At 38.2% G+C, this 25,965-nt stretch carries 29 protein-coding genes; 9 read left to right on the top strand and 20 right to left on the bottom strand.

Annotation, left to right across the window (positions count from 1 at the left end):
• Nucleotide 1: 1 nt before the first annotated feature.
• From OK344_RS10670 to OK344_RS10685, 4 genes are read right to left on the bottom strand one after another with little or no spacing between them, the layout of a single operon-like run.
• Nucleotides 2-931 (bottom strand): glycosyltransferase family 2 protein, encoded by a 930-nt coding sequence (locus OK344_RS10670; protein ID WP_265144768.1) that lies wholly within the window; start codon nucleotides 929-931, stop codon nucleotides 2-4.
• A gap of 11 nt (nucleotides 932-942) precedes the next feature.
• On the bottom strand, nucleotides 943-2,145 hold the full coding sequence (locus OK344_RS10675; RefSeq protein ID WP_265144769.1) for a glycosyltransferase family 87 protein: 1,203 nt from the start codon (nucleotides 2,143-2,145) through the stop codon (nucleotides 943-945).
• Nucleotides 2,132-2,944: a 2,3,4,5-tetrahydropyridine-2,6-dicarboxylate N-succinyltransferase gene (locus tag OK344_RS10680; RefSeq protein ID WP_088469523.1), complete on the bottom strand. Its 813-nt coding sequence runs from the start codon at nucleotides 2,942-2,944 to the stop codon at nucleotides 2,132-2,134. Before OK344_RS10680 ends, OK344_RS10675 begins: the two co-directional genes overlap by 14 nt.
• A 35-nt stretch (nucleotides 2,945-2,979) precedes the next feature.
• Nucleotides 2,980-3,519, bottom strand: a complete 540-nt coding sequence (locus OK344_RS10685; RefSeq protein WP_265144770.1) for a C40 family peptidase — start codon at nucleotides 3,517-3,519, stop codon at nucleotides 2,980-2,982.
• Nucleotides 3,520-3,676: 157 nt separating this feature from the next.
• Here OK344_RS10685 and prmC point away from each other — a divergent pair, with 157 nt between their 5' ends.
• A complete protein-coding gene (gene prmC / locus OK344_RS10690) occupies nucleotides 3,677-4,522 on the top strand; it encodes a peptide chain release factor N(5)-glutamine methyltransferase (RefSeq protein ID WP_265144771.1) in 846 nt (281 codons plus the stop codon).
• 199 nt (nucleotides 4,523-4,721) lie between these two features.
• On the opposite strand, the gene OK344_RS10695 is transcribed toward prmC, so the two are convergent.
• From OK344_RS10695 to OK344_RS10745, 11 genes are all read right to left on the bottom strand, one after another.
• A complete protein-coding gene (locus tag OK344_RS10695) occupies nucleotides 4,722-5,378 on the bottom strand; it encodes a rhomboid family intramembrane serine protease (RefSeq protein ID WP_265144772.1) in 657 nt (218 codons plus the stop codon).
• A gap of 44 nt (nucleotides 5,379-5,422) precedes the next feature.
• Nucleotides 5,423-5,737 (bottom strand): ATP-dependent Clp protease adaptor ClpS, encoded by a 315-nt coding sequence (locus OK344_RS10700; RefSeq protein WP_265144774.1) that lies wholly within the window; start codon nucleotides 5,735-5,737, stop codon nucleotides 5,423-5,425.
• A 4-nt stretch (nucleotides 5,738-5,741) separates the two neighbouring features.
• Entirely contained in the window at nucleotides 5,742-7,100 is a 1,359-nt protein-coding gene (locus OK344_RS10705; protein WP_265144775.1) for a hemolysin family protein, read from the bottom strand.
• 148 nt (nucleotides 7,101-7,248) lie between these two features.
• Complete coding sequence (gene atpG, locus OK344_RS10710; protein WP_265144776.1) at nucleotides 7,249-8,106, bottom strand: ATP synthase F1 subunit gamma; 858 nt, start codon at nucleotides 8,104-8,106, stop codon at nucleotides 7,249-7,251.
• 69 nt (nucleotides 8,107-8,175) lie between these two features.
• Nucleotides 8,176-9,753 carry a F0F1 ATP synthase subunit alpha gene (gene atpA, locus OK344_RS10715; protein ID WP_265144777.1) on the bottom strand — a complete coding sequence of 526 codons (1,578 nt, stop codon included), beginning with the start codon at nucleotides 9,751-9,753 and terminating at the stop codon, nucleotides 8,176-8,178.
• A gap of 18 nt (nucleotides 9,754-9,771) precedes the next feature.
• Nucleotides 9,772-10,311, bottom strand: coding sequence for an ATP synthase F1 subunit delta (atpH, locus tag OK344_RS10720; RefSeq protein ID WP_265144778.1), 540 nt, complete (start codon nucleotides 10,309-10,311; stop codon nucleotides 9,772-9,774).
• A gap of 1 nt (nucleotide 10,312) precedes the next feature.
• Nucleotides 10,313-10,810, bottom strand: a complete 498-nt coding sequence (gene atpF / locus OK344_RS10725; RefSeq protein ID WP_088468837.1) for a F0F1 ATP synthase subunit B — start codon at nucleotides 10,808-10,810, stop codon at nucleotides 10,313-10,315.
• Nucleotides 10,811-10,912: 102 nt separating this feature from the next.
• Complete coding sequence (gene atpE, locus OK344_RS10730) at nucleotides 10,913-11,101, bottom strand: ATP synthase F0 subunit C (RefSeq protein ID WP_031503230.1); 189 nt, start codon at nucleotides 11,099-11,101, stop codon at nucleotides 10,913-10,915.
• Nucleotides 11,102-11,125: 24 nt separating this feature from the next.
• On the bottom strand, nucleotides 11,126-12,280 hold the full coding sequence (atpB, locus tag OK344_RS10735) for a F0F1 ATP synthase subunit A (RefSeq protein WP_265144779.1): 1,155 nt from the start codon (nucleotides 12,278-12,280) through the stop codon (nucleotides 11,126-11,128).
• Between the two features lie 64 nt (nucleotides 12,281-12,344).
• Complete coding sequence (locus OK344_RS10740; RefSeq protein ID WP_265144780.1) at nucleotides 12,345-12,743, bottom strand: hypothetical protein; 399 nt, start codon at nucleotides 12,741-12,743, stop codon at nucleotides 12,345-12,347.
• A gap of 38 nt (nucleotides 12,744-12,781) precedes the next feature.
• Entirely contained in the window at nucleotides 12,782-13,081 is a 300-nt protein-coding gene (locus OK344_RS10745) for an AtpZ/AtpI family protein (RefSeq protein WP_265144781.1), read from the bottom strand.
• A gap of 102 nt (nucleotides 13,082-13,183) precedes the next feature.
• Between OK344_RS10745 and ffh the strand changes: the two genes are divergently transcribed.
• Nucleotides 13,184-14,551: a signal recognition particle protein gene (ffh, locus tag OK344_RS10750; protein ID WP_088468833.1), complete on the top strand. Its 1,368-nt coding sequence runs from the start codon at nucleotides 13,184-13,186 to the stop codon at nucleotides 14,549-14,551.
• 78 nt (nucleotides 14,552-14,629) lie between these two features.
• Here ffh and OK344_RS10755 read toward each other — a convergent pair whose 3' ends face one another.
• The 3 genes from OK344_RS10755 to OK344_RS10765 form a co-directional block, all read right to left on the bottom strand.
• Nucleotides 14,630-15,121, bottom strand: coding sequence for an outer membrane beta-barrel protein (locus tag OK344_RS10755; RefSeq protein ID WP_265144782.1), 492 nt, complete (start codon nucleotides 15,119-15,121; stop codon nucleotides 14,630-14,632).
• A gap of 137 nt (nucleotides 15,122-15,258) precedes the next feature.
• Nucleotides 15,259-15,858, bottom strand: a complete 600-nt coding sequence (locus OK344_RS10760) for an OmpW family outer membrane protein (RefSeq protein WP_265144783.1) — start codon at nucleotides 15,856-15,858, stop codon at nucleotides 15,259-15,261.
• A 70-nt stretch (nucleotides 15,859-15,928) separates the two neighbouring features.
• Nucleotides 15,929-16,888: a PhoH family protein gene (locus tag OK344_RS10765; RefSeq protein WP_265144784.1), complete on the bottom strand. Its 960-nt coding sequence runs from the start codon at nucleotides 16,886-16,888 to the stop codon at nucleotides 15,929-15,931.
• A 133-nt stretch (nucleotides 16,889-17,021) separates the two neighbouring features.
• Here OK344_RS10765 and OK344_RS10770 point away from each other — a divergent pair, with 133 nt between their 5' ends.
• Complete coding sequence (locus OK344_RS10770) at nucleotides 17,022-17,849, top strand: SAM hydrolase/SAM-dependent halogenase family protein (RefSeq protein WP_265144785.1); 828 nt, start codon at nucleotides 17,022-17,024, stop codon at nucleotides 17,847-17,849.
• A gap of 72 nt (nucleotides 17,850-17,921) precedes the next feature.
• Here OK344_RS10770 and OK344_RS10775 read toward each other — a convergent pair whose 3' ends face one another.
• Nucleotides 17,922-20,084, bottom strand: a complete 2,163-nt coding sequence (locus OK344_RS10775; RefSeq protein WP_265144786.1) for a M12 family metallo-peptidase — start codon at nucleotides 20,082-20,084, stop codon at nucleotides 17,922-17,924.
• A gap of 154 nt (nucleotides 20,085-20,238) precedes the next feature.
• Between OK344_RS10775 and OK344_RS10780 the strand changes: the two genes are divergently transcribed.
• The 3 genes from OK344_RS10780 to gldG are packed head-to-tail and all read left to right on the top strand — an operon-like array spanning nucleotide 20,239 to nucleotide 23,209.
• The gene (locus OK344_RS10780; RefSeq protein ID WP_265144787.1) at nucleotides 20,239-20,784 is read left to right on the top strand and encodes a CopD family protein; all 546 of its coding nucleotides are present in this window, start codon (nucleotides 20,239-20,241) and stop codon (nucleotides 20,782-20,784) included.
• Between the two features lie 22 nt (nucleotides 20,785-20,806).
• Nucleotides 20,807-21,535, top strand: coding sequence for an ABC transporter permease (locus OK344_RS10785; protein ID WP_265144788.1), 729 nt, complete (start codon nucleotides 20,807-20,809; stop codon nucleotides 21,533-21,535).
• An 18-nt stretch (nucleotides 21,536-21,553) separates the two neighbouring features.
• Nucleotides 21,554-23,209 carry a gliding motility-associated ABC transporter substrate-binding protein GldG gene (gene gldG / locus OK344_RS10790; RefSeq protein WP_265144789.1) on the top strand — a complete coding sequence of 552 codons (1,656 nt, stop codon included), beginning with the start codon at nucleotides 21,554-21,556 and terminating at the stop codon, nucleotides 23,207-23,209.
• A gap of 55 nt (nucleotides 23,210-23,264) precedes the next feature.
• Here gldG and OK344_RS10795 read toward each other — a convergent pair whose 3' ends face one another.
• The gene (locus OK344_RS10795) at nucleotides 23,265-23,693 is read right to left on the bottom strand and encodes a DUF4268 domain-containing protein (protein ID WP_265144790.1); all 429 of its coding nucleotides are present in this window, start codon (nucleotides 23,691-23,693) and stop codon (nucleotides 23,265-23,267) included.
• An 87-nt stretch (nucleotides 23,694-23,780) separates the two neighbouring features.
• Here OK344_RS10795 and OK344_RS10800 point away from each other — a divergent pair, with 87 nt between their 5' ends.
• The 3 genes from OK344_RS10800 to cysD all read left to right on the top strand — a co-directional run bounded on the left by OK344_RS10800 (nucleotide 23,781) and on the right by cysD (nucleotide 25,920).
• A complete protein-coding gene (locus tag OK344_RS10800; protein ID WP_265144791.1) occupies nucleotides 23,781-24,188 on the top strand; it encodes an RrF2 family transcriptional regulator in 408 nt (135 codons plus the stop codon).
• 77 nt (nucleotides 24,189-24,265) lie between these two features.
• Nucleotides 24,266-24,958, top strand: coding sequence for a phosphoadenylyl-sulfate reductase (locus OK344_RS10805; RefSeq protein ID WP_265144792.1), 693 nt, complete (start codon nucleotides 24,266-24,268; stop codon nucleotides 24,956-24,958).
• Nucleotides 24,959-25,011: 53 nt separating this feature from the next.
• On the top strand, nucleotides 25,012-25,920 hold the full coding sequence (gene cysD, locus OK344_RS10810) for a sulfate adenylyltransferase subunit CysD (protein ID WP_265144793.1): 909 nt from the start codon (nucleotides 25,012-25,014) through the stop codon (nucleotides 25,918-25,920).
• Nucleotides 25,921-25,965: the final 45 nt, after the last annotated feature.

The following is a 25,965-nucleotide window of genomic DNA, read 5'->3' on the forward strand; positions in this document are numbered from 1 at the left end:
ATTAAAAATTTTTAGAACGGATGATGTAATTAGGTCGTTCTTTCACTTGGTTGAAAATTTTGCCAAGGTAAATTCCCATTATTCCCAAAATAATGAGCTGCACACCTCCAAAAAAAACAACCGTCATGATAAGGGAAGCCCAGCCGGAAATTTCTGTTTTCGAAATAAAGGAATGAATCACATAAATTCCATAGCCTACGGCTGCGAGGGCTGAGAAAATAAATCCCAAATACGCCGCCAAATACAAGGGTTTTACACTAAAAGCTGTAATTCCGGTGAATGCAAACTTCATCATTTTTTTAAGATTGTAGCTGCTTTCGCCCGTTGCTCTTTCACCGGCCGTAAAATGAACGCCGGTTCTTCTGAATCCCATCCAGTTGGAAAGGCCGCGCAGGAAAATATCGGCTTCGTTCATATTGCGGACCACATCAACTACAGAAGCATCCATCAACCTGAAATCTGAACCGCCGCCTTCGCTCAGGTTTACATCAGAAATTCGGGTTAAAAATTTATAATACAACGTAGAAGTTTTGCGTTTGAAAGCCGAGATTTGCTTCGGATATGTTCGGATGGTATAGACAATATCAAATCCTTCTTCCCATCTTTTAATCAGTTCCAGAATGAGTTCGGGCGGATGCTGCAGATCGGCATCCATTGATATCATGGCGTTACCTGTGGAGCTGTCCATTCCGGCTTTTACAGCGTGCTGATGACCGAAATTGCGGGAAAATTCAATATATTTTACTTCATCGTTATTTTGGGCGAGTTCTTCAATTTCTTTCTGCGTATCGTCGCGGCTTCCGTCATTCACGAAGATTATTTCGAAACGGTAGTTTTCAAGTGTTGAAAAAACGTCTTTTACCCTTTGATAAATCAGGGGAATATTGCCTTCTTCGTTGTGAGCGGGAATAACGACTGAAATTTTCTTCACTGCGCGGTTTATTAATCTAATTTATAATCTTTTCCGAAATCTTTGGTCATCAGTTCATACATTATTCTGAACCATACAATACAGCAAGGTAGCGCTTTTAAAGAATATTTCATGATGTAATTTTCTTTGATGTATTTCGGGAAAAGATCAGAAAATGAAAAGCACGTTAAAATGATAACAAAAATGAGCAAACCAATTATTAACGGTGATTTTTCTCTCTGAATAATGAACCAAATCATCACTCCGGCAACCGCAATAATATAAGTCGGAGATTCTGAACCTGAACTGAAAAGCACGATAAACAAAAGCGTGGAAGCTAAAATCATCAATTGAAAAGGAAGATTTTTATACTGTTTTATTCTTAAATATGGCAAACCGAAAACCAAAATGCCGGGAACAAGAAAAACTAAATTTGAGATTTCTGCATTGCCTAAAACTCTCCGTACGATTCCCATCAAAGAATAATCCTGACGGTTTCCTAAAACCTGGTTGGAAACGTTTTTTTCTGACAGCGATAGGAACCAATCAGCATAAGACTGAATTCCAAAATTCGGACTTGAAAAAAGCATCGGCAAAATCAGGAATAATATTCCAAAACCAATAATTGAAAGTATAAACTTCCACTTATTTTTAATAAAGAAAAAGGACGAAAGCCCAGCAATTCCGTATAATTTCACAAAAAATCCGATAAGAATTGCGATGGCAGATTGTGTTTCTTTTCTTTCGTACACGTAAACTGCTGAAAGGATTAATAATCCCGTTAAAGCAATATTAAACTGCAGACTCACAGCCGCAGTGATGAATTCCTGTAAACAAAGCCAGGCAAAAAACGCTTTTTTTGCATTCGAAAAAGGAAGTTTATGAATAGCAAAAAGAAAAACAGAGGTATTCGCAATGTTCCATAGAACGATTCCGAGCCAATCCGGTAAAATTGCGAATGGCGCAATAAGCACACTGAAAAAAACGCCGTAATGGTTGGAATCAAAATGAATGTCGGGATACAGCAGATAAATATTTCTCTCGGCTAAAGTATTGGTAAATACATTTTTGAAAATCATGTAGTTATTATACTTCAGCGGGCCGCCGATATATTTCAGGACAGCAGAAACGATAGAAATTAAAAGATAAATCCCAAAAATGTATTTAGGATCTGCAATAAATTTTAAGAATTTATCTTTCAAATGGAGTAGTTTAATATTCTTAAACAGCAACATTATTTTCTCTCAATGCGTCGTTAAGAGAAGTTTTTTTGTCAGTAGATTCTTTACGCTGTCCGATAATTAAAGCACACGGAACCTGATATTCACCAGCAGGAAACTGTTTTGTATAACTTCCGGGAATTACAACGGAACGGGCCGGAACTCTTCCTTTAATTTCAACAGGTTCGGAACCGGTTACATCGATGATTTTTGTAGAAGCGGTAAGAACAACATTTGCTCCCAAAACAGCTTCTTTTTCTACGTGAACTCCTTCTACCACGATACATCTTGAACCCACAAAAACATCATCTTCAATAATTACGGGTGCAGCCTGAAGTGGTTCCAAAACTCCGCCAATTCCCACTCCACCGCTCAAGTGAACGTTTTTCCCGATCTGTGCGCAGCTGCCAACAGTTGCCCAGGTATCGACCATCGTTCCGGAATCTACATAAGCACCAATATTTACGTAAGAAGGCATTAAAATTACTCCTGAAGCAATAAAAGCTCCTTCACGTGCCACGGCATGCGGCACTACGCGAACACCTTTTTCGGCATAATTTCTTTTCAACGGCATTTTATCGTGGAATTCGAAAGGACCCACTTCAATAGTTTCCATTTTTTGAATAGGAAAATACATCACGACTGCTTTTTTCACCCATTCATTCACTTTCCAGCCATTTTCTGTAGGCTCCGCAACACGAAGTTCGCCCAGATCCAGCTGACGGATGACTTCACGGATGGATTTTTGGCTGTCTTCATCTTTTAAAAGCTCGCGGTTATCCCAGATATTCTCGATAGTTTGCTGTAACATAATTTTGATTGTTTTATAAGAATTTAATTGGCGCAAATTTACAAAACTCTTCGGGCGAATAGATAAGCTTTGTTCCAATATTTTTCGTTAAGTGAAGAAATAATCACGCCTTTAGACGTAGATGCATGGATAAATTTCACTTCGCCATTGCTTCCGATATCGTGTACAATTCCTACATGAGAAACCCTGCTGCCGCCTGCTGTAGCGAAAAATACCAGATCTCCCGGTTTTGTATCACGAATATTTATGGGTTTTCCGACATTAGACTGGTCTTCAGAACGGCGCGGAAGTTTCGTGTTGTTTTCATCAAAAACCTTGGAAACCAGACCTGAACAGTCGAACCCAGCGGAACTGTTGCCGGCGTATTTGTAGGGCGCACCCAAATATTTCTGAGCATCTTTAAGGATTTCCTGAATCTGTGCGTTCACTTTTCCGGAAAAATTAGACTCCAGCGGTTTAAGATCCGGAGTTTTCTTAACAGTTTTAGTAGGGACACTTCTCTTAACAACTACAGGTTTTGAAGTTCCACAGGAAACTACAAAAAATAATGCAAGAATTGCAAATAGAACGTTTTTCATTTTTAACAGTGAGGGTTGTTCAAAAATAGTAAAATTATTCACAAAATTACAAGAATTTCAATAATTTCCTTTATTACCACGTGTTTTTACAGATTTTGGTGTCTCGATTTATGCGTTTTCAAAAAAAGGAATTATATTTAAATCCCAATTAAGAAGAATGATTATTTCTGAATTAAAAGAATCTTTTGAAAACCAAATATCTGGAATTTACACAAATTCCGAAATCAGCGAACTGTTTTCAATTTTTTGCACCCAAATTTTAGGAATCAATAGATTTGAATTAAGGAGATCTGAGGACCACATTATTTCTGACGAACAAAACAGCGTTTTTATAAAAATAATCACTGAATTAAAAGCAGGAAAACCATACCAGCAAATCCTGGGTGAAACCGAATTTTATGGATTGAAATTTTTTGTGGATGAAAATGTACTGATTCCTAGACCGGAAACTGAGGAGCTTTTGGAACTTGCAATCACCGAAATTCAGAAAAATAATGTAACAGATTTGAAAATTGTGGACATTGGTACCGGAAGTGGGATTATTCCCATTGTTTTGAAAAAGAAATTTCCTGAAGCCAAGGTTTCAGCTATAGATTTTTCTGAAAAAGCCCTGAAAACCGCGAAGAAAAATGCGGATTTTCACGAGGCCGATATTAATTTCATCCACCAGAATTATCTTGAAGAATATTTATTAGAAGTTTACGATATTATTATTTCGAATCCGCCTTACATTGGCATTGATGAGGAAAAAGAAATTGCTGATTCGGTAAAGGAATTTGAACCCAAAATGGCATTGTTCTCTCCTACTTCAAATGCCCTGATATTTTACGAAAAAATTGCTGAAGACTCCGATAATCACCTGATAGAAAACGGAATGGTGTTCCTGGAAATTAATCAGAAATTAGGTGAGGAAACCAAAGCTCTTTTCACTAACGTTCTATCTGAAGTACATCTCATCAAAGATATTTCCGGCAATGACCGGTTTGTTTTTGGGAGGAAGTGAAGTGACCTAATCGGGCGCGAGCGAAGCGAGCGCCAAAAGTATAAATATAAATCTTCGGAAGAGAAATCGAAAGAAATTCTAGCCCCGGTTGCAGTGGAAATCCTTTTTTTGCGCGAGCGAAGCGCGTGAAAAAAAGATTGTAACGGAAAACGGGACCTCAGTTGGAAGAGAGAAAATGCTTTTGTTGCTCCTAAAAAGACTATCCGATTTTCTTCTTCACGAAAACCATATACGCCATATAAATAAGCGGCAGCGCCATGATTCCCAGGAAAAGTGAGTTTTCTACTGCTCTCTCCGGCTGTAGTGCGACCGCATAAACCAATCCGAAAAATGCTCCGCCCATGTGAGCGGCATGACCGATATTATCATGTTCTCGCGGATTAAGCATACTGTAAACTGAATATCCGAAGTACAAAAGTCCGAAAATATATCCCGGAATCGGTATCGGTATAAAGAAGAAATAAATTCCCAGATCAGGAATCATGGCGATGGAAGCAAATAAAATTCCCGAAACTCCGCCACTCGCTCCAATTGCCGAGTACCAGGACTGGTTTTGATAAAGATAAAGCGAGAAAAGATTTCCTAAAAGTATAGACCCAAAATAAACCGCCAAAAATCCTATTTCGCCGAAAGCCTGCAAAACAATAGGCCCAAAGAAATACAGCGTCATCATATTGAAGAGCAAATGCATTAAATCTCCATGTAGAAATCCTGCAGAAATTAATCGTATATACTCTTTATTGCCGCGGATTGCGCCAACATTGAACTTATACTTCTCGAAAAGCTGTTGGTTACTGAATCCAAAGTAACTGAAAATTGCAGTTGCCGCGATAATAATGATTAATATGGTGCTCATAATATTTTTATCATAAAAAAGTTTCAGAAAAACCGAAACTTTGTTTATACTATTTCTGAAGTTAAACTTCTGGAGATTAATTTTTCGTGCATTGGCTTCAGGATTTCCAAGCTTCCTGTTTTCACGGTACATTTCCCTTTGTAATGAACCAGAATCGTGCATTGCTCAGCCTGCTCAAGCGTGTGTCCGCAGATTTCGATAAGTGCTTCAATAACATAATCGAATGTATTTACATCATCGTTCCAGAGAACGAGTTTATAAACTTCGTCTTCTTTTTCCAAAAGCGCCACTTCTTCATCGTATTCGCGCTCTGGTTTTTCGTAACCGTGAACTGAATTATATGTATAAAATCTGCTCATTTTCTTAAATTTCACCAAGTTCATCTGCCAAATCACTCAAAATATTGGGTTCTTCGAAGGTAAGTTCTACCAAATCAACGCTCTTGTTCTGCATTTTCAGAATTTTAACGTGATAATCATTGATGCTGAATTCCTGGTTTTCTTCCGGAATATCTTCAAGTTCATGCAAAATAAAACCTGCTAATGTATTGTACTCCCCATCTTCTGAAAGTGGGAAAGATTTCGGCAAATGTTCGTTAATTTCATCCAAAGGCTGAGTTGCCTGAACCCAAAACACATTCTCGCCAACTTTCTCTACAATTTTATCCTCGTCGTCTTCTTCATCCTGAATTTCGCCTACCAATTCTTCCAAAATATCTTCGAGCGTGATAATCCCTTCTGTACCGCCAAATTCATCAATTACAACTGCGAGATGCTGTTTTTTCTGCTGGAAAACCTTCAAAAGGTCCGAAATCTTTTTACTTCCCACTACGAAAAACGGTTCGCGCATCAGTTCTTTTAAAACTTCGTGATCAATGATTCCTTTCCTTTTAATGTATTCTCGGATAATTTCTTTAGCATAAAAAATCCCGATAATATTATCAATAGAACCGCTGTACACAGGAACTCTGGAATAACCTCCATCCATTATTTTTGAAATAATTTCCTCAACAGAATCATCAATATCAATCGACGCAATATTTTGGCGCGGCACCATGATTTGCTTGGCAGAATGATCTGTAAAATCGAAGGCATTTTTAATAATCTCGTAATTCTCTTCTTCAATTTCACCCGAATCTGCAGACTGTTTTACCAATAGCTGAAGTTCTTCTGTGGAGTGAATTTCGTGCTCTGATGCCGGGTGAATCTTCATTAACCTTAAAACTCCGTTCGACATTTGGTTCATCGTCCAGATAAAAGGTTTAAAGATGGTGTAAAATGCTCTCAGCGGTACAGCAATGAACATTGTGGTGGGTTCTGCTTTCCGGATGGCAATAGATTTAGGAATTAATTCGCCAAAAACGATGTGCATAATGGTAATGATTAAGAAACTTGTCACGAGCGAAACCGTAGTAACGGTAGCATCTGCAACTGCAAATCCGAAATAATGAAAAAGATTTTCGATGATGTGGTGCAGCGCGCTCTCGCCGACAAAACCTAAACCAAGTGAGGCTAATGTAATCCCCAGCTGCGTGGCAGAAAGGTATTCGTCGAGATGTTTGATGATGTGCTCTGCCTGTTTCGCCATTGAGTTTCCTTCGGCGGCTTTGAGCTGGATTTGGGAGTAACGAACTTTAACGATAGAGAATTCTGCGGCTACGAAAAAACCATTGAGTAATACTAAGAATAAAGCTAACAAAAGCTTGACGACGTCTGAGTCCATTTAAATTTTTAAAAATATTTGATGCAAAGATATACAAAATTAAATTATAATAAAGTTCCGAAAATTGAATACCCATTATAAGATTTTTCATCATAACAAAAAAAGCACCAGAACTCTCTGATGCTTTTAATATCTTACTACGCTGCTATTACGAATTCTTCAAAGCTTCTGCTCCGGATACAATCTCCAGAATTTCATTGGTAATTGCTGCCTGTCTTGCTTTATTGTAGAAAATTTTCAGTTCGTTTCTTAATGCTTCAGCATTGTCGGTAGCTTTGTGCATCGCTGTCATCCTTGCTCCGTGCTCTGAGGCAATTGAATCGAGAATTGCCTTATAAACCTGTGTTTTGATGGATTTGGGTATCAAAACATTCAGGATTTCTGCAGCGTTCGGTTCAAAAATATAGTCGGTGCTTACCGTTTCATCTTTTTCAGCCATTGCAATTGGTAATACCTGCTCGGTTTTTACTTCCTGCGTTGCAGCATTGATGAATTTATTATAAATCACAAAAACCTTATCGAATTTTTCTTCTTTATAATCCCTCATCACGTGCTCCATGAAATTGGAAACCACCTGAAAACTCATTCCGTCGAAAATTGCACTCTGGTTATCGTACACTTTTCGGGTTCTTCTCACTGCATCATATACTTTTTTACCCACAGAAAGGATTTCTACTTCGTGCTGTGTATTTCCAATCGTATTGTTGAGTTCTTTAATTACTGACGAGTTGAAAGCTCCCGCAAGACCTTTGTTGGAGGTAACCACAATATAAAGAACTTTTTTTACTTCTCTCTCCGCAGTGAAGGTAGAAATACCCTCCAGCTCAGTAGTCGCACTTACATTTGCAATAATTTCCTGCAGTTTTTCGGAGTAAGGTCTCAACATCACAATAGCATCGGTTGCTTTCTTCAGTTTCGCTGCCGAAACCATTTTCATCGCACTCGTGATTTGCATTGTAGAAGAGATTGAAGTAATTCTTCCGCGTATTTCCTTTAAGTTCGCCATTCTATGGATTGAAAATTTAAAATTCAATATTCAGAATATTTCATCTGAATATTGAATATTGAATTAATTTTAGTTGTATTTAGAAGCCAGTTCTGTAGCAGCCTGCTTCAAAACTCCCGTAATGCTGTCATCAATTTTACCTGCTTTGATGGCTGCCATAGTATCCGGATGTTTTGATCTCAAGAATTCTACGTATTCTTTCTGGAATTCTTTTACTTTTCTGATTGGGATATTTCTCAGTAAGTTTTCAGTACCCGCATAAATCATGGCTACCTGAGAATCTACAGGAAGTGGTGAATTTACCGGCTGTTTCAAAATCTCAACGTTTCTTTCGCCTTTAGAAATAACTCCAAGAGTTGAAGCATCGAGGTCAGAACCGAATTTAGCAAACGCTTCAAGTTCTTTGTACTGAGCCTGATCCAATTTCAAAGTACCTGAAACTTTCTTCATTGATTTAATCTGAGCGTTACCACCAACACGAGATACAGAAATACCTACGTTAATCGCTGGACGAACCCCAGAGTTGAATAAATCTGACTCCAAGAAGATCTGTCCGTCTGTAATTGAAATTACGTTCGTTGGGATATACGCAGAAACGTCACCTGCCTGAGTTTCAATAATAGGAAGTGCTGTTAATGAACCGCCACCTTTTACGATTGGTTTCAAAGAATCTGGTAAATCGTTCATCTGAGCTGCGATGGTATCATCAGCAATAACTTTAGCTGAACGCTCTAAGAGTCTGGAGTGAAGGTAGAATACGTCTCCTGGATAAGCTTCACGTCCTGGTGGTCTTCTTAAAAGAAGAGAAAGCTCACGGTAAGCAACCGCCTGTTTTGATAAATCATCATAGATAATCAAAGCCGGTCTACCCGTATCACGGAAATATTCTCCGATGGAAGCTCCCGCCATTGGTGCGTAAACCTGCATTGGAGTTGGATCGGAAGCGTTAGCTGTTACTACAACAGTATAAGCCATTGCTTCTTTATCTTCTAAAGTTTTAACGATTTGTGCAACGGTAGAAGCTTTTTGTCCTACGGCTACATAAATACAATATACAGGCTGCCCTGCATCATAAAATTCCTTTTGGTTAAGGATGGTATCGATCGCTACAGTAGTTTTACCTGTCTGGCGGTCACCAATAATAAGCTCTCTCTGCCCTCTACCTACAGGAATCATAGAATCGATTGCTACGATACCAGTCTGAAGCGGTTCAGTTACCGGCTGACGGAAGATTACTCCCGGAGCTTTTCTTTCAAGCGGCATTTCAAATAAATCTCCGCCGATAGGTCCTTTTCCGTCGATAGGGTTACCAAGAGTATCTACTACTCTGCCTAACATCCCCTCACCAACTTTAATTGACGAAATTCTGTTGGTTCTGTTTACCGTATCTCCTTCTTTAACCATCTTAGATTCACCAAGAAGTGCAACACCCACGTTGTCTTCTGCTAGGTTAAGAACAATTCCTTCAATACCGCTTTCGAATTTTACCAATTCACCGTACTGAACATTTTCTAAACCGTATACTAAAGCGATACCATCACCGATGGTCAATACAGTTCCTACTTCTTCAATATTCGACTGGGTGTCGAAGTTGGCTAACTGCTGTTTAAGAATTGCAGATACTTCTGCCGGATTTATTTCTGCCATTTTATGGTTGTTTTTGTCTTAATTTAATTGAAATTCTTTTTTAAGCTTGCTCAGTTTTGATTTTACTGAGGCGTCTACCTGCTGATCACCAACACGCAGAATATAACCTCCTAAAATCTCTGGATTGATGATGGATTTTACATCGAACTTATTATCGTGATTCACAAGTTCTGAAGACTTCAGAATGTTACTGATGTTTTCTGAAGAAAGTGCTGATGCAGAGGTAATCGTAATTCGCTGCACCCCATTCATGTCCTCCACTTTATTGATGTATTCCTGTGCAATGTTCTGCATCTGACTTTCACGACCCTGTTTGATGATAAGTTGAAGCATGCTTTTCGTAACCGGGGAAAAATCTTTGAAAATTTCTAAGGCAATGCTTACTTTTTTCTTCACATCAATAATCGGAGAAGCAAAAAAATTTTGCAGCTCCTTCGACTTTTCGATGGTTTTCACAATATCACCCATTTCAGTAAAAACAGAATCGGTATTTCCTGACTCCTGAGTGAAATTAAGCAAACCCTGTGCGTATCTTTTTGCTACTTTACTTGTAAGCATTTTAGTTCAGGTTAGATTTGTTAAGAATATTTTCAACCAAAGCGTTTTGAGCGCCATCGTTGTCTAATTTCTGCTTCAGGATTGATTCAGCAATCGTAACCGACAGTGTACCAATCTGGTTCTTAATTTCCGACATTGCTGCAGCTTTTTCTGCCTGGATAGACTGTCTTGCCTGCTCGATCATTTTGTCGCCTTCTGCTTTGGCAAGATCTTTTGCTTCACCTACAATTCTGTCTTTAATTTCTCTTGCTTCTTTCAGGATGTTATCTCGCTCTACTTTTGCTTCACGAATGATGTTTTCGTTCTCAGCTTTTAAGTTCTGTACTTCCTGTTTCGCAAGTTTCGCCTGGTTAAGAGAGTCGATAATTGTTACTTCTCTTTCGTTCACCGCATCCATAATCGGCTTCCATGCAAATTTTCTTAAAACTAATAGCAGGATGATGAATACCACCGACTGGATGATGAATAAACCTGATGAAAAATTTTCTAATAATCCCATAATGAGTTATGATATATATGTAGTTGTTTTTAATTTTTTAAAAATCATCTGCCGTAACCAACCGTTCCCGGCAGATGAAAATTTTTGGGCTGAAAAGCTTGATTAAACTGCGAATAATGCAGCAAAAGCAAGACCTTCAACAAGTGCAGCAGCGATAAGCATCGCTGTTTGAAGTTTACCGGCCTGCTCTGGTTGACGAGCCATACCCTCAAGAGCAGCAGCACCAATTTTACCGATACCTAATCCTGCTCCGATTACTACTAAACCTGCACCTACTAATTTAAGATCCATAATATAAAAATTTAAAAGGTTTTATTAATGATGTACCACTCCTTCTTCACCTTCGTGATGGTGCTCTTCGTTGGCCATACCAAAATACACCGCAGACAGCATCGTAAAGATATAAGCCTGAAGGAATGCAACTAATATTTCAAGAAGATAAAGTACAAAAGTTAAGAATGGGAACGCAACACCCGCGATTACATTTTTGAAAACGTAGATCATTGCGATAAGCGACATAATTACAATGTGACCCGCAGTCATGTTCGCAAAAAGACGGATAAGAAGTGCGAATGGTTTAATGAACATACCGATAATTTCAATCGGCATCATTACAATCTTCATTGGCAAAGGCAAACCTGGCATCCAAAAAATGTGCTGCCAGTAATTCTTGTTGGCAGTAAATTGCGTGATAAGGAAAGTAAAAATCGCCAACGCTGCTGTAATTGCAATATTTCCTGTAACATTAATACCAAAAGGTAACAGCCCGAAGACATTAAGGAAAAGGATAAAAAAGAATATTGTAAGCAAATAGCTCATGTATTTCTGATACTTCGCACCGATGTTTGGTTTCGCAATATCGTCTCTGATGAAAAGAATCAATGGTTCCAGAATTTTTCCTGCGCCAGTAGGAACCAAAGAGTTTTTGTAGCTTTTTGCAATTCCACCAAAAATAAAGATCATAAGTAATGCAGTAACTACAACCATTAGAACTGTTTTGGTGATCGAAAAATCTAGCACTTTTTCGTTGGTTGCGTGCTGATGTTCATCAAGATTAATTGTTCCTGAAGCATCAGTTTTATAAATCTTTTCGTGGAAGAGTTTATAATAACCACCTTTGCTTTCCACTACTTCCTTGCCGTGATGAAAAGCAGAACTCATCATTGCGTGAAATCCGTTGGCTTTATCATAAAAAATAACAGGAAGCGGAAAACCCCAATGTTTTTCGGTACCATCGGCATTTTTTTCTACCATGAAATCAAAGCTGTGTGCGTCGAGAAGGTGATGGGTGATAAAGTCCTTGTTTTCTTTCTTGATTTTGTCTTTTTCAGTAACCGCTGCAGGCACTTCTGCCGCATGTGCAGGAGCCGTAGCAACAGGTTTTTCGCTTACTACAACAGCGTCGTGCTGTGCAAACGATGTTGAAAATGTCGATAAAAAACCTAGTACAAGAACTACTCTTTTCAGCATTGCTATATCTTATTTTAAAGTTTTGCAAAAATAGAACAAATAATCATAATATAAAAATCAATTTTTACTGATTTTTTTCATCTTTGGGGGATTCTGTAACCTCTTCGGTCTGTATCAATTTTACGGCATACAAGGTTTCCAGCACCAACGAAATTAAATAAGGAATAACAAAATGAACTTTATAATTAGGAACTTCATTTAAATTGAGCTTTTTCATTACCAAAAACATAATCATGAGCTTAAACATCACCAATCCTATAAATCCGAAACCAATATAATTAGGGTATATTTTTTTAATAATCGACAAAATTGTAATTACAATCGTGAAAAGCAACGTAAGAAAAAGATAATACCTGATAAAAGTTGTTTCGAAACCGACTTCCAAATACTGCCAGATTCCAAAATGGAGAAAAAACATGATGAAAAACAGAATGATATAAATGGTTGTTTTCTTAATTTTCATTGCAGATATAATATTGGATTTAAATTGTTTTGAATTATTTACTGAATTTTATTTTTTTTTTTGTCGGATTTGTCATCACGCTGCACGCTCTTCAGTTGCTGCAGCAAATTGTAGAAAGCGAGAAACATCCCTAAAAATCCAATCCCAACAGTTAAAAGATTGGTTTCAAACCCGAAATGATCATTAATTTTTTTGCCACCCCAAAATCCTAATCCCATGGTAGCAAGCATCTGAAAAACGATGGCTGAATAAACACCGTATTGCCGAAGCCCGTTTCTCCGGAATTTTTTCTCGTCTTCCTGGCTGAATTCCTGCTGTGTTGGTTTCTCCTCAGACATTCTACTTTTTTGCAAATCTAACCATTATCGACCAATTGAAAAATTTTGAATTTTAAATATCATCTAATTTCTGTATTTTTGCAACTCTTAAATAAAAAAACGATGTTCAACAGTTTACAGGATAAGTTAGATAAAGCGCTTCATAATATATCAGGGCGCGGAAAAATCACCGAAATCAACGTTGCGGAAACGGTAAAAGAAATCCGCCGTGCGTTGGTAGATGCTGATGTTAACTATAAAGTTGCGAAAGATTTAACCAAAAGAGTTCAGGACAAAGCTTTAGGACAAAACGTTCTTACAAGTTTAACTCCCGGACAGCTGATGACCAAAATTGTGCACGACGAACTTGTGGAACTCATGGGTGGCACGCAGGAAGGAATTAATCTTTCGGGCAAACCCAGCGTCATCCTGATTGCAGGTCTTCAGGGTTCCGGTAAAACAACTTTTTCCGGCAAGCTTGCAAATTATTTAAAATTAAAAAAGAACAAAAAACCTTTATTGGTTGCCTGCGACGTTTACCGACCTGCGGCAATTGAACAGCTGAAAATTCTTGGTCAGCAGACCGGAATTCCCGTTTATACCGAAGAAGGTGCTGTAAATCCGTCTTCTATCGCTGAAAATGCAGTGAAGTTCGCTAAAGAAAACAATCACGATGTAGTAATTGTGGATACAGCGGGCCGTTTGGCTGTTGATGAGCAGATGATGAACGAGATTAAATCGGTTCATTATTTCATCAAGCCTAATGAGACTTTATTCGTGGTAGATTCCATGACGGGTCAGGATGCCGTGAATACTGCTAAGACCTTTAACGAAGCATTGAATTTTGATGGAGTTGTTCTTACAAAATTAGATGGTGATACACGAGGTGGAGCGGCTCTTACCATCCGTTCCGTTGTTGAAAAACCTATCAAGTTTATTTCAACCGGTGAAAAAATGGAAGCGCTGGATGTTTTCTATCCGGAAAGAATGGCAGACCGAATCCTTGGAATGGGAGACGTTGTTTCCCTTGTTGAAAGAGCTCAGGAGCAGTTTGATGAAGAGGAAGCTAAAAAACTCCATAAAAAAATCGCAAAAAACGAATTCGGTTTTGATGATTTCCTAAAACAGATCAACCAGATCAAAAAAATGGGAAATATGAAAGATTTAATGGGAATGATTCCAGGAGTTGGAAAAGCTATAAAAGATGTTGATATTAATGATGACGCCTTTAAACATATCGAAGCCATTATTCATTCTATGACGCCGGAAGAACGAAGAAGACCGTCGATTATCAACACCCAAAGAAAAAACCGTATCGCCAGAGGTGCCGGAAGAAAAATTGAAGACGTAAATGCGTTGATGAAACAATTTGACCAAATGGGCAAAATGATGAAAATGATGCAGGGGCCGCAAGGAAAACAAATGATGGAAATGATGAGTAAAGGAATGCCAAAAATGCCAGGAATGGGCGGAAACCTGTTCGGAAGATAAACTTTAAATTTCCAGAATTTCAAAATAAAAATCCCGAATTGAATGATTCGGGATTTTTTGTGAGCTATTTTTTAATCATTAAAGTCGTAAACCTAAACCAACATTGAAGAGATTAAAATGAAGCCTTTCGCCTGTCGCCGGGCTTTTAAAAGCATTATTCAACTGGAATGCGTATCTGGCTTCAATCAGTAAACCGGAAAACAAATCAGCTCCCAAACCAACGGCTGCGCCAAAATTCGTTTTGTTGATGGTATCTGGAACATCATCTAATCTAAAAGCGAATTGCGGACCCAACTGCACATTAACTTTCGGCAGGAAATAAAATTTCATCATCACCGGAATCTGCAGATAAGAATCATCTTTAAATTTCACATAATTAACGGCCGGTTGCATTTTGGCAAATCCAGGAATTCCGAATTCTGTAAAAACTCCCGCATAATAACCTGCAGTAAGCTCATCAAAATCATCAGAAACTACAGCCGACGAAAATCCACCGTTGATCCCAAATTTTACCTGAGCATTCATAAGCCCAAACATCATCATGGCAAAAGCCAGTACTACTCTTTTCATAAATTTTTAATTTTCATCAAAAATATCAATTAAAACATCGACTACAAAAGATAATTCCGCTTTTTCCAGTAATATTAATTTTAAAATAAAAAAAATCCCGCTTCTTGCGAAACGGGAGCTTATAACTATAAGTTATCTTATTTTAAGAAAACAGAGAAACCTAAGTTAATACCAAAAGTACCAACGGTAGTTTTATAATCTGTTCCCATTACAGTTTCTTTGTTAGAAAATTGGTTGTATGACGCTCCAACATCAACTCCGATATTTTGGTTGATCAGATATACCAAACCGCCTTTTGCTTTCCACGCAAGACCATCAACAGTTTCTGATTCAGAGTTACCGTTATATTTTTCAGTCATTTTAGTAGATGCATAACCTACACCTGCACCCAAGTAAGGGACAAGGTTAGTAGCCGATTTAAAATAATAAGTTGCAGTCGGCATTGCTGATAAAGTATTAACTGTATATTTATCATCACCATCTTTTTGGCTCATCGAAACAAAACCTAAATCTAAACCTACAGCAAGTTTATCCTGTACAAAATACCCAACTGAAGGTGTTAAGGTAAATGTAGAAACAGAAGGTTCTGTCGACGAATTATTTCCTACTGAATATTTTGTTGATACATTATTAAATCCAACCGTTGTAGATCCACCAATTACCCAAGATCCTTTTTCTGTTTGTGCATTTACAGCCGCGAAAAGTGCTAATGCACCAACTAGCATTAATTTTTTCATAATTTTTAATTTAATTTGGCTGCAAAGATAAATTTATTTAACATTCCTTTAACATGACTTTTATCATGAATTACTCTTCTCTCTGTCTTTTCTCTTCGTTTCCGTAAGCGGTAATAATTTTCCGCACTACGGGATGTCTTACCACATCTTCTTCGGTAAGGTGTACAAACCCAATTTCCTGCACATCTTTCAAGATTCTCATCGCTTCCTTCAAGCCAGATTTTTGCCTTAATGGTAAATCGACCTGACTTGGATCGCCTGTAATGATGAACTTTGCGTTCATTCCCATCCTGGTAAGAAACATTTTCATCTGCGAATGGGTGGTATTTTGCGCTTCATCCAGAATAACAAAAGCTTCGTCTAAAGTCCGCCCACGCATAAATGCCAGTGGTGCGACTTCAATAACTTTCTTTTCGATAAAACCCTCCAATTTTTCGTGAGGAATCATATCGCGCAGCGCATCATACAAAGGTTGTAAATATGGATCGAGTTTTTCTTTCAGGTCGCCCGGAAGGAATCCCAAACTTTCGCCGGCTTCTACCGCAGGACGTGTTAAAATAATCCTTTTTACTTCCTTATCACGCAAAGCCCTTGCTGCCAATGCTACGCTGGTATACGTCTTTCCCGTTCCGGCCGGTCCAATCGCGAACACCATGTCTTTTTTCTCAGACTCTTTTACCAGTTTCTTCAAATTGGTGGTCTTCGCTTTAATAATCTTACCGTTTACGCCTTTTACAATGATATCCTGATCGAAAACAAGCTGTTTTTCGGTTTCATCTTTAATATTCAGAATGTTTTCAATATCCTTTAAAGTGAGTGAATTATTTCTGGAAATAAAACTCACAATATCATCCAGCTTATTTCTCAGTACATCCAGCGTTTCATTGTTCCCAATCGCAAAAATAAAATGATCGCGCCCCGTAATTTTCAGGGTTGGAAAAGTGGATTTTAGTAAATTAAAATATTGGTTGTTGACTCCGTAAAAAGTCTTGGCGTCAATGCCTTTGATTTCATAATTGAGTTCGAACATTTATCTCTTGTTTGATGTTAATTATTTTCTCTAAAAATATCAAATATATTTTAAAAATAGCGGATTTTGTTTTTGATTATCGGCCCAGAATATTTTTTTTTGCCCTAAATTTGCCATTCCCGAAGAAATACAAATGCCGGTTATTACTTTCACCTCAGATTACGGATTGGTCGATCACAGAGTTCCCGCTGTGAAAGGAAAAATCCTGAGCTTAAAAGAAGACGCTAAAATTGTTGATATTTCCCACGAAATACAGGCCTACAACCTGTTGCAGACCGCCTATATCGTAAGGAACGCCTACTCTTTTTTTCCTGAAGGTACCGTACATATTATTTCTGTAGACAGTTTTTATACCAAAGACCGAAAATGCATTCTTTATAAAGCCGACGGGCATTATTTTATTGCTGCAGACAACGGTGTGCTGAGTTTAATTTTTTATGACATTAAACCGGAAGCAGTTTACGAAATCACCTTCAACAACAGGTTTGATGATGAAGTGAAATTTACTTCTACCGATATTTTTGCGCCTGTTGCGGTTCATCTTCAAAAAGGTGGATTACCAGAGGTAATTGGTAGAAAATTTAAATCTCCTAAACAGCTTTCGTTCCCCAGACCGGTATTCAGTGAAAACGAAAAAATGATTATCGGAGAAATCATGTATATTGATAATTTCGGAAATATGGTTTCCAATATCAGTAAAAAGTTATTTGATAAGCACAGTGTAGGTTTTAATGGTTTTATCTTAAAATTCAGAAATCTTGCGCTTACCAAAATTTACAACCAGTACACTGATTTTATAACAGATTGGGAGTTGGAACATGAATATCACGGCAAATCTGCAGCGATTTTTAACGATGCCGGCTTGCTTGAACTAACCATCTACAAAGGAAACAAAGATAATGGAGCCAAAACCCTGTTCGGAATGAAAGTGGGCGAAAGTATTTATATCGAATTTTACTAAAGATTCCGAATCTTGATGATACAAAAATAGCCGGCTTTTGCAGCCGGCTATTTATATCATTATACTATGTAATTATCTGATTACTTTCTTGGTTACTGTTTCTTTCGACGTTTTAACGCTGATTACATAACCACCCTTCGGGCTGGCTGAAAGATCGATTTTCTCTTCGCCTGCATTTAATTTCCCTGAAGTTTTTACCAGTTTTCCAGAGGCATCAAAGACAGAATAAGACTCTATTTTGTCCTTAGCTTTTACAGTGAAGATTCCTTTAACAGAAGTTTGGGCAATACTTACACCGTCTGTAGCAGAAACTTCGCCGGTCGCTAAAACATTAACACAATCCAGTGTGGCACTCCAACCTGTTCCGGTAGCACCGGCATCAGAAATAAATCTTACTGTAATTGCTCCGCTAGCATGGGTAGATTGGAACGGTCCAGGAATGGTGTTGCCCGTAATCTGAGTTGCACCAGTGAATCGTGGAGAACCCGTGTTTGGTCCGTTGTAAATATTCATAAAGTCATATCCAGTTTCCAAATCGAATTCTGTAAATGTAATTTTAACCTTATCTGATGGATTGGTCGGATAGAAAGTTTTAATGATTGTTTGGTTATCCCCATAATTCGCATTTGCACCACCCGGATCAGTAAACAGTACTCCCGAACACCAGTTAGCATCAGTTAGTATTAACTGCTCGAAAGAAAACGCCTGAGGTCCTGAACAATCTGTACCTACAGAAATTTTATAGTAGATCCCCGGCTCAAGATTGGTGAAATTCAAAACTTTGGTATTGGTTGTTCCGGATTGAATCACCGTTCCATCCATTTTAGCCAGCTTATACTTCCAGCTGCTTCCGGTGTTATCAACAATCGTTGCAGTCACCGAGTTGGTCGTAAGATTAGAGACTGTAAGGCCTGTAATCGTAAGGGCGCAGGATGTTACACAGTTTGTACCCAAGCATCCTTTAGAATTTACCGTATATCTGATGAGTGCACCAGGCTGTTCCCCAAATCCGTTAGCAAAATTAATCCCCACTGACGGAACAAGATGACAATAACTCATAATCGTTCCTCCTGTACCTGTCGGAAGCGGACCTTCGCAACCTTCGTTATTTCCAGAAGCCGGACCACAGCCATCGATCGCTGTATCATTACCGTTCCATCTGCAGGCGTGTGTATGAGGTGAACCCAGATTATGACCAATTTCGTGAGTCATCGCTTCAATATTCCATGAATAAGTTGGAACATTCTGGTAACTCAGGTTCACACCGGAATAAGAATATTTATAGGTGGTACAAAGTGCATTTACCCAAGCAATACTTGTTGTCGCAGGATTTCTTAAAAGCTGCGCAATATCCCCGTTGAATGTTGGACGGCCAGTTCTGAACTTATTTAAAATTTCCGAAGGTGTACCGGTGTAAGGGTCGGTAGTGGTCCAAACAAAAACCTGGCTTAATGCTACAGTAATGCCGTCGTTTGCATAAAGTGTAGAAACATTGTTATGCATTGCTGTAACCCAGTTTGTAGTCTGTGAGACACTTGATCCATTCAGTGAATAAGGACCGAATCCTGCTTCGTAGTAAATTCTCACGCAGTTATCGGTTTTTTTATCCGTCATCGTTTTAGGATTGTAAGAAGGACCGGCCATTTTTTGATTTTCAAGAAGTTCATCTGCAGAACAGGTAAAAGGATTTTCTCCCTTCAACTTCTGATCGTTATAGGAAACGAAATCTTCACTGTTTTTCGCTTTACCAATAACAATGTTACCGATATTTTTAACCGAAGTTACCCCAACTACATCATCATTAAAGAAGCTTAAAGCCACGAGAGACTCATTATCACCCTTTACAATCCCGTGATAGTAGGCACCCGGAGTATAATTTGCATAACCTTTATCTGTATTGATTTTAAAATCGTGAGTAAAGAAATTGTTTCTCACGAGTTCTACTGTAATGTTTTTTCCTTCGAAAGGAAAACTCATTTCCATTGCTTCAGGTCTTTCAGAGTTAATTCTTTGCACCTCTGTTTTATTAAGCTTCATCACGGTAATGCCGTCAGCAGCAGATTGGTAAAGTGCCTGTTTTTGAGCAGACGGATCTACTGTAAACAAGTTGTACTTCACAAACGTTTTGTTTGCAGCTTGCACATTCTTAACCTTCTCGGCAATAGGTTTTAAATTCTGCGAAAAACCTAAAGAGAAAAATGCCAAACTGAAACACAATTGGAAAATTCTTTTCATAATTATTAGGATATATAATTTTAATATACAAAAAAACTAAAAATTACTGAGATAGGATAGGTAAAAAATAATTTTAACACAATAATTTACACTTATGTTCTGTTGGCTTTTGGTAATCGTTTTAATCCGTTATCTTTGCAGCTAAATTTTTCAGATGCTTTATACCATTCTCAAAGCTTTTCACATCACTTTTATGGTCAGTTATTTTGCAGGGATTTTCTATCTCGTGCGGCTGTTTGTTTACTATAAAGATACCGATGAGTTTGAGGTTGGAAAGAAAGCAATCCTCCGCGAACAGTACGTTTTTATGGCCAGAAGATTATGGAATATCATCACCGTTCCTGCGGGCGTTATTATGCTGGTAACAGGTCTTTCACTTATTTATCTGAATTTTGGATTGATGAAAACACCCTGGTTTCATCTAAAACTGACATTCTTAATCGGACTTGCATTTTATCATTACTGGTGTTGGAAAAAAGTCCTCCAGATGAAAAATTTAAAAGGAGATATTTTACCCATTAAAAATATCAAACTTCGGCAAGCCAATGAAATTGCGACGTTTATTTTATTCCTTGTCGTTTTTACCGTGATTTTGAAATCCTGGGTACTGGAATACTGGTGGCAATTAATCACCGGATTTTTCGTTTTGGTGGTTGCAATTATGCTTACCGTAAAATTGGTTAATAAAGCGAAGAAATAATACTTTTTACATTCAAAAAAGGATGACAGCAATTTTTAAAAAAGAACTTTGGAGTTATTTCGGCAACTGGAGTGCCTGGCTCATTATCGCCGCTTTCAGTTTAATAGGAACCCTGTTCCTGTTTTTCTTTGAAAACGATTCTAATATTTTCGACATCGGCACCGCTTCTTTACAAAGCTACTTCGTGCTCGTACCCTGGCTGCTAATGTTTATTATTCCTGCAATCTCAATGAAAACGATTGCAGAAGAACAACAATCCGGAACTTTGAACTGGCTTTTCTCGCAGCCTGTGAAAATTTCTGAGATCATTTTGGGGAAATTTTTCGCAGTGTGGTTCGTTGGAATTCTTTGCCTTCTTCCCTCGCTTATCTACCTTTACACTGTATACACTTTAGGCGTTCCCGCAGGAAATATTGATTTAGGAGCTACTTTCGGGAGTTATTTTGGCTTAATTATTCTTACTGCAGCCTTTTCCGCAGTTGGAATTTTAGCTTCGTCGCTTTCTCAAAACCAAATTATGGCTTATTTGTTAGGCGTTTTCATGTGCTTCATTCTTTATTTCGGGATCGAGCAATTGGCCAGTTACAAATTATTGGGAGGTACAGATTATATCCTCTCAAACCTTGGATTTTACAAGCATTTTCTGGCCTTTACAAGAGGCCTGATAGACACCAGAGATATTTTTTATTTCGTTTTCGTTATCGGGATCTGCCTTGCTTTAGCTAAAATTTTTGTTGAAAAGAAAAAATAAAAGCGTTTTTAGAAAAAAATGAACAAAAAATATATCATATACATCATCGCCGTTGCAGTTCTGCTTCTTGGGATTTTCGGAGTTTTCTCAAAAAGGTTCGATCTTACTCAGGAAAAACGCTACACTTTATCTGAATCTACGGTAAAAATCCTGGAATCGGTAAAAAAACCTTTAACAGTAGATGTTTATCTGGAAGGCGATTTCCCGGCAAGCTTCCGTCAGCTGCAGAACGAGACCAAATTTATGCTGGAGGAATTCAGAAAAATTAATCCCAAAATCGATTATAAATTTATCGATCCCATTAAAACCAAAATGTCGCAGGATACGCTTGCGGCAATGGGTATGCAGCCTTCGATTCTTCCGGATATTAAAGACGGCAAAATCTCCGAAATCGTTATGTTTCCGTTTGCCACCCTTAAATACAACTCCTACGGAAGTTCAATTCCGCTCATCATTAACCAAAGCGGAATCGATGCTTCGGAACAGCTCAGCAAATCGATCGAAAATTTAGAATATAATTTCGCTTCAAATATTAAAGCAATTACCGAAGAGGAAAAGAAAAATATCGGAATTCTCATCAATCAGGACGAATTAGGACCTGAGCAGTTTCAGGGTTTTATGGAAATGGCGCTCGAAAGTTACAACGCGGGTCCAATTATTCCCCAAAACCAAACCGAGCTTTCTTTAGCCGATGTTCCTAAACTTAAACAAATGCACGCCTTGGTCATCGCAAAACCAAGGAAAGCTTTCACTGAAAACGAAAAAGTTATCCTCGATCAATATATCATGAACGGCGGAAAAACCCTGTGGATGATCGATGCCGTGAACGCGGAAATGGATACGCTTTTTCAGTCGAAAAAAATCATGGCCTATCCGATGGATACAAACCTTACGGATTTCTTTTTCAACTACGGAATCCGCATCAATCCGGGGTTGGTGAAGGACATGAAAAAATCTGCACTCATCCGAATTGTTTCCGGTGAAGTTGCCGGCAATCCACAGTTCAGCAGTTTTCTCTGGCCTTATTTCCCGCTCGGAATTGCCGAAACCAAAAATCCCATTACCAAAAATATCAATCCGGTGAAATTTGAATTTCCTACTTCGATTGATACCTTGGGAAGAAAAAATATTAAAACACGCGTACTTTTTGAATCCAGCGAAAGAACAAATGTAAAGCAGGTCCCGAACTATGTTGCATTGGGTGAAATTGTACGGGCAGATTCTTTAAGTGAATTCGACAAACCTACTACACCTAAAATATTTGCAGTAAGTTTAGAAGGAAAATTCACCTCCGCGTATGCATCCCGGAGCGAAAGAAACGCTTACCCCGGTTTCAAAGCGCAAAGCAGTGACAATAAAATGATCGTGGTTGCAGACGGTGATATTGGTCGAAACCAGGTTTATAAAGGAAAACCTTTGCCTTTGGGAGAAGATCTGCTGACGAAACAAACTTACGGCAACGAGCAGTTTCTGAGAAATGCACTGGATTTTCTCTTGGATGACTCCAATTTAATGGAACTCAGAAACCGAAATATAGAAGCGCGCCTGCTCGACAGACAAAGAATTGATGAAGAAAGATCCAAATGGCAATGGATCAACCTGCTGATTCCCATTGGAATTATAGGTCTTTTGGGAGGGTTTTTCTTCTGGCTCAGAAAAAAGAAATTCGGATAAATTTTCATTTAAAAACAATAAAAAACGGTTTCAGGATTTGAAACCGTTTTCTCTTTTAAACATCTTTAATAAAGTCTTCGTATTCGTAATAAAACCGTTCAAAACCGTCCATCTTTTCTACAAAAAATTCGAAAATTTCCTGCCAGGAATTTTTATTAAATATGGATACATTTTCTTTCGTTACCCAAATTCGGGAAATAACTTTCCCGTTCTCCATCGTGTAAAATTCATCTTTTTGAATGTCGCCCACTTCTTCTTTCAGCATTTCTTCCAAAGACCAAATCTTTTCGTAATAAGCATTGCGAAAGAGTTCATCTTTCATTTCAATATCGATCGAAACCTCTGCTTTTTTGTTGTCTGCGTAAAATTTCAGCGAAAAATCTTTAATTTTAGTATCGTATAAAAGCCATTTTCTTGGGAAACTCTTCCCAAAAGCAATCCAAAAATCTTTTTTGAGCTGCTGCGCATCGTGTTTACTGAACATATTGAAACTAAATTTATGCGAACTTAAACTATTTTTTCAAATTTTACCTCAGAATTTTATCTCTCAGGTTTTTATTACTTTTGCTTTATGCTATCCAAAAAATCGCAATACGCTTTGAAAGCGCTTTCTTATCTTGTTGAAAAACAGCAGGAAGGCCCAATTCTGATTTCAGAAATTTCGGAAAAGAAAAAAATTCCGCTTAAGTTTCTCGAAAATATTCTTCTTGAGTTAAAAAAAGCCGAAATTCTCGACAGTAAAAAAGGAAAAGGCGGCGGTTATTTTCTGAATGTAAATCCTGAGGATATTTCTCTAGCCCGAGTTATTCGTCTGCTCAACGGACCAATCGCTATGCTTCCTTGTGTAAGCCTGAATTTCTACGAAAACTGCCTGAACTGTAATGAAAATCACTGCGCCCTACACGATGTTTTAATTGAAGTGCGCGATGCTACTTTGGCTATTCTGGAGAAAAAAACGCTTATCGAATTAAAAGATTAGCTTTTTTTGCTTTAATAGTCTACCAATTTTGTAGGTTAATAATTATAAAGTAAATTTGTGGCAACTTATACTACTATATGCTTTCACAAGAAGATCTTCAGCACATCGAAAATTTATCCGCCGAAGAAAGCCTGCGTTTTATTTCCGAAAAATTTACTCAAGGCGCAGTTTTCTCCACTTCTTTAGGTCAGGAAGACCAGGTTATTACCGACATTATCTTTAGAAATCAGATGAATATTAAAGTGTTCACTTTGGATACCGGAAGGCTTTTTTATGAACATTACGAACTGCTTTCACAAAATAATGCCCGCTATAAAACCAAAACGGAAGTCTATTTTCCCGACACGCAGGATGTGGAAAAATATGTGAACGAAAAAGGAATCAATGCATTTTTTCATTCCGTAGAAAACCGGAAAGAATGCTGCTACATCCGCAAAGTAAAACCCCTGAACCGCGCTTTGGAAGGTGCTAAAATTTGGATCACAGGTTTACGGAGCGAACAGTCCGAAAACCGTGAAAACATGAAAATGCTGGAATGGGACACCGAAAAAATGCTGTTCAAATTCAATCCGCTTATTCATTGGACTTATCAGGATGTTTTAAATTATATTGAAACCCATAATGTTCAGGATCTTCCACTTCATAAAAAAGGTTTTATCAGCGTGGGTTGCAAACCCTGCACCAGAGCCATTACTGATGGTGAAAACCCGAGAGCCGGCCGGTGGTTTTGGGAAGAATCCCAGAAAGAATGCGGCCTGCATTCCCAATAATTCCCGTTGATCTTCATCAAATTTAAAAAATCTCAAAACGCATAGTTATCAATATGAGTAAATATAAATTAGACTATCTGGAACAGTTAGAAGCCGAAAGCATTTTCATCATGCGAGAAGTAGCGGCACAGTTCGAGAAACCTGCATTACTTTTCAGCGGCGGAAAAGATTCAATCACCCTCGTGCATCTTGCTAAAAAAGCCTTTGCACCGATGAAAATCCCCTTTCCCCTTGTTCATATTGATACGGGTCATAATTTCATTGAAGCTTTGAATTACCGTGACCAACTTGCGGAAGAAATCGGCGCAGAACTGATCGTAAGAAAAGTTGAAGATACAATTCGCGAGAAAAAGCTCACCGAACCAAAAGGTAAATTTGCTTCCCGAAACTGGCTTCAAACCCATACCCTGCTGGATACGATTGAGGAATTGAAATTTGATGCTTGTATCGGAGGAGCGCGTCGCGATGAGGAAAAAGCAAGAGCCAAAGAACGTTTCTTCTCTGTACGTGACGATTTCGGACAGTGGGAACCTAAACTGCAGCGCCCCGAACTTTGGAATATTTATAATGGGAGAATCAACAAAGGGGAAAATGTAAGAGTGTTCCCAATTTCAAACTGGACCGAACTTGATGTATGGAATTACATCAGAAAGGAAAAAATTCAGCTTCCTTCAATTTATTTCGCTCATCACCGCGATGTGATTGAACATGAAGGACAGTTAATTGCCGTTTCAGATTTCATTCAGATAGACGAAAATGATACCATCACCAATAAAAAAGTGCGGTACAGAACCGTTGGCGACATGACCTGCACAGCCGCTGTAGAAAGCAATGCAGCAACGCTGGATGAAGTGGTAAACGAGATTACAGCTTCCAGAATTTCAGAGCGTGGCGAAACAAGAATTGACGACAAAGTAACCGAAGCCGCCATGGAAGACCGAAAAAAAGGCGGTTATTTCTAAATTAATTCGCCAAAAAATCTCACCGTTCTTTCTCAATTATTACTT

Origin of the sequence: Kaistella yananensis (genome assembly GCF_026107505.2) — a bacterium.
GTDB lineage: Bacteria > Bacteroidota > Bacteroidia > Flavobacteriales > Weeksellaceae > Kaistella > Kaistella yananensis.

Bases quoted from the DNA above. Each gene is read 5' to 3' on its own strand.
- OK344_RS10755 (WP_265144782.1), bottom strand. From the start codon at position 15,121: ATGAAAAGAGTAGTACTGGCTTTTGCCATGATGATGTTTGGGCTTATG.
- OK344_RS10760 (WP_265144783.1), bottom strand. From the start codon at position 15,858: ATGAAAAAATTAATGCTAGTTGGTGCATTAGCACTTTTCGCGGCTGTA.
- OK344_RS10705 (WP_265144775.1), bottom strand. From the start codon at position 7,100: ATGGACTCAGACGTCGTCAAGCTTTTGTTAGCTTTATTCTTAGTATTA.
- OK344_RS10765 (WP_265144784.1), bottom strand. From the start codon at position 16,888: ATGTTCGAACTCAATTATGAAATCAAAGGCATTGACGCCAAGACTTTT.
- atpB (WP_265144779.1), bottom strand. From the start codon at position 12,280: ATGCTGAAAAGAGTAGTTCTTGTACTAGGTTTTTTATCGACATTTTCA.
- OK344_RS10795 (WP_265144790.1), bottom strand. From the start codon at position 23,693: ATGTTCAGTAAACACGATGCGCAGCAGCTCAAAAAAGATTTTTGGATT.
- OK344_RS10780 (WP_265144787.1), top strand. From the start codon at position 20,239: ATGCTTTATACCATTCTCAAAGCTTTTCACATCACTTTTATGGTCAGT.
- OK344_RS10700 (WP_265144774.1), bottom strand. From the start codon at position 5,737: ATGAGCAGATTTTATACATATAATTCAGTTCACGGTTACGAAAAACCA.
- atpH (WP_265144778.1), bottom strand. From the start codon at position 10,311: ATGCTTACAAGTAAAGTAGCAAAAAGATACGCACAGGGTTTGCTTAAT.
- atpE (WP_031503230.1), bottom strand. From the start codon at position 11,101: ATGGATCTTAAATTAGTAGGTGCAGGTTTAGTAGTAATCGGAGCAGGA.
- OK344_RS10685 (WP_265144770.1), bottom strand. From the start codon at position 3,519: ATGAAAAACGTTCTATTTGCAATTCTTGCATTATTTTTTGTAGTTTCC.
- cysD (WP_265144793.1), top strand. From the start codon at position 25,012: ATGAGTAAATATAAATTAGACTATCTGGAACAGTTAGAAGCCGAAAGC.
- OK344_RS10800 (WP_265144791.1), top strand. From the start codon at position 23,781: ATGCTATCCAAAAAATCGCAATACGCTTTGAAAGCGCTTTCTTATCTT.
- atpF (WP_088468837.1), bottom strand. From the start codon at position 10,810: ATGGGATTATTAGAAAATTTTTCATCAGGTTTATTCATCATCCAGTCG.
- OK344_RS10745 (WP_265144781.1), bottom strand. From the start codon at position 13,081: ATGTCTGAGGAGAAACCAACACAGCAGGAATTCAGCCAGGAAGACGAG.
- OK344_RS10695 (WP_265144772.1), bottom strand. From the start codon at position 5,378: ATGAGCACCATATTAATCATTATTATCGCGGCAACTGCAATTTTCAGT.
- OK344_RS10785 (WP_265144788.1), top strand. From the start codon at position 20,807: ATGACAGCAATTTTTAAAAAAGAACTTTGGAGTTATTTCGGCAACTGG.
- OK344_RS10805 (WP_265144792.1), top strand. From the start codon at position 24,266: ATGCTTTCACAAGAAGATCTTCAGCACATCGAAAATTTATCCGCCGAA.
- OK344_RS10775 (WP_265144786.1), bottom strand. From the start codon at position 20,084: ATGAAAAGAATTTTCCAATTGTGTTTCAGTTTGGCATTTTTCTCTTTA.
- OK344_RS10675 (WP_265144769.1), bottom strand. From the start codon at position 2,145: ATGTTGCTGTTTAAGAATATTAAACTACTCCATTTGAAAGATAAATTC.
- OK344_RS10770 (WP_265144785.1), top strand. From the start codon at position 17,022: ATGCCGGTTATTACTTTCACCTCAGATTACGGATTGGTCGATCACAGA.
- ffh (WP_088468833.1), top strand. From the start codon at position 13,184: ATGTTCAACAGTTTACAGGATAAGTTAGATAAAGCGCTTCATAATATA.
- atpG (WP_265144776.1), bottom strand. From the start codon at position 8,106: ATGGCGAACTTAAAGGAAATACGCGGAAGAATTACTTCAATCTCTTCT.
- prmC (WP_265144771.1), top strand. From the start codon at position 3,677: ATGATTATTTCTGAATTAAAAGAATCTTTTGAAAACCAAATATCTGGA.
- OK344_RS10740 (WP_265144780.1), bottom strand. From the start codon at position 12,743: ATGAAAATTAAGAAAACAACCATTTATATCATTCTGTTTTTCATCATG.
- gldG (WP_265144789.1), top strand. From the start codon at position 21,554: ATGAACAAAAAATATATCATATACATCATCGCCGTTGCAGTTCTGCTT.
- atpA (WP_265144777.1), bottom strand. From the start codon at position 9,753: ATGGCAGAAATAAATCCGGCAGAAGTATCTGCAATTCTTAAACAGCAG.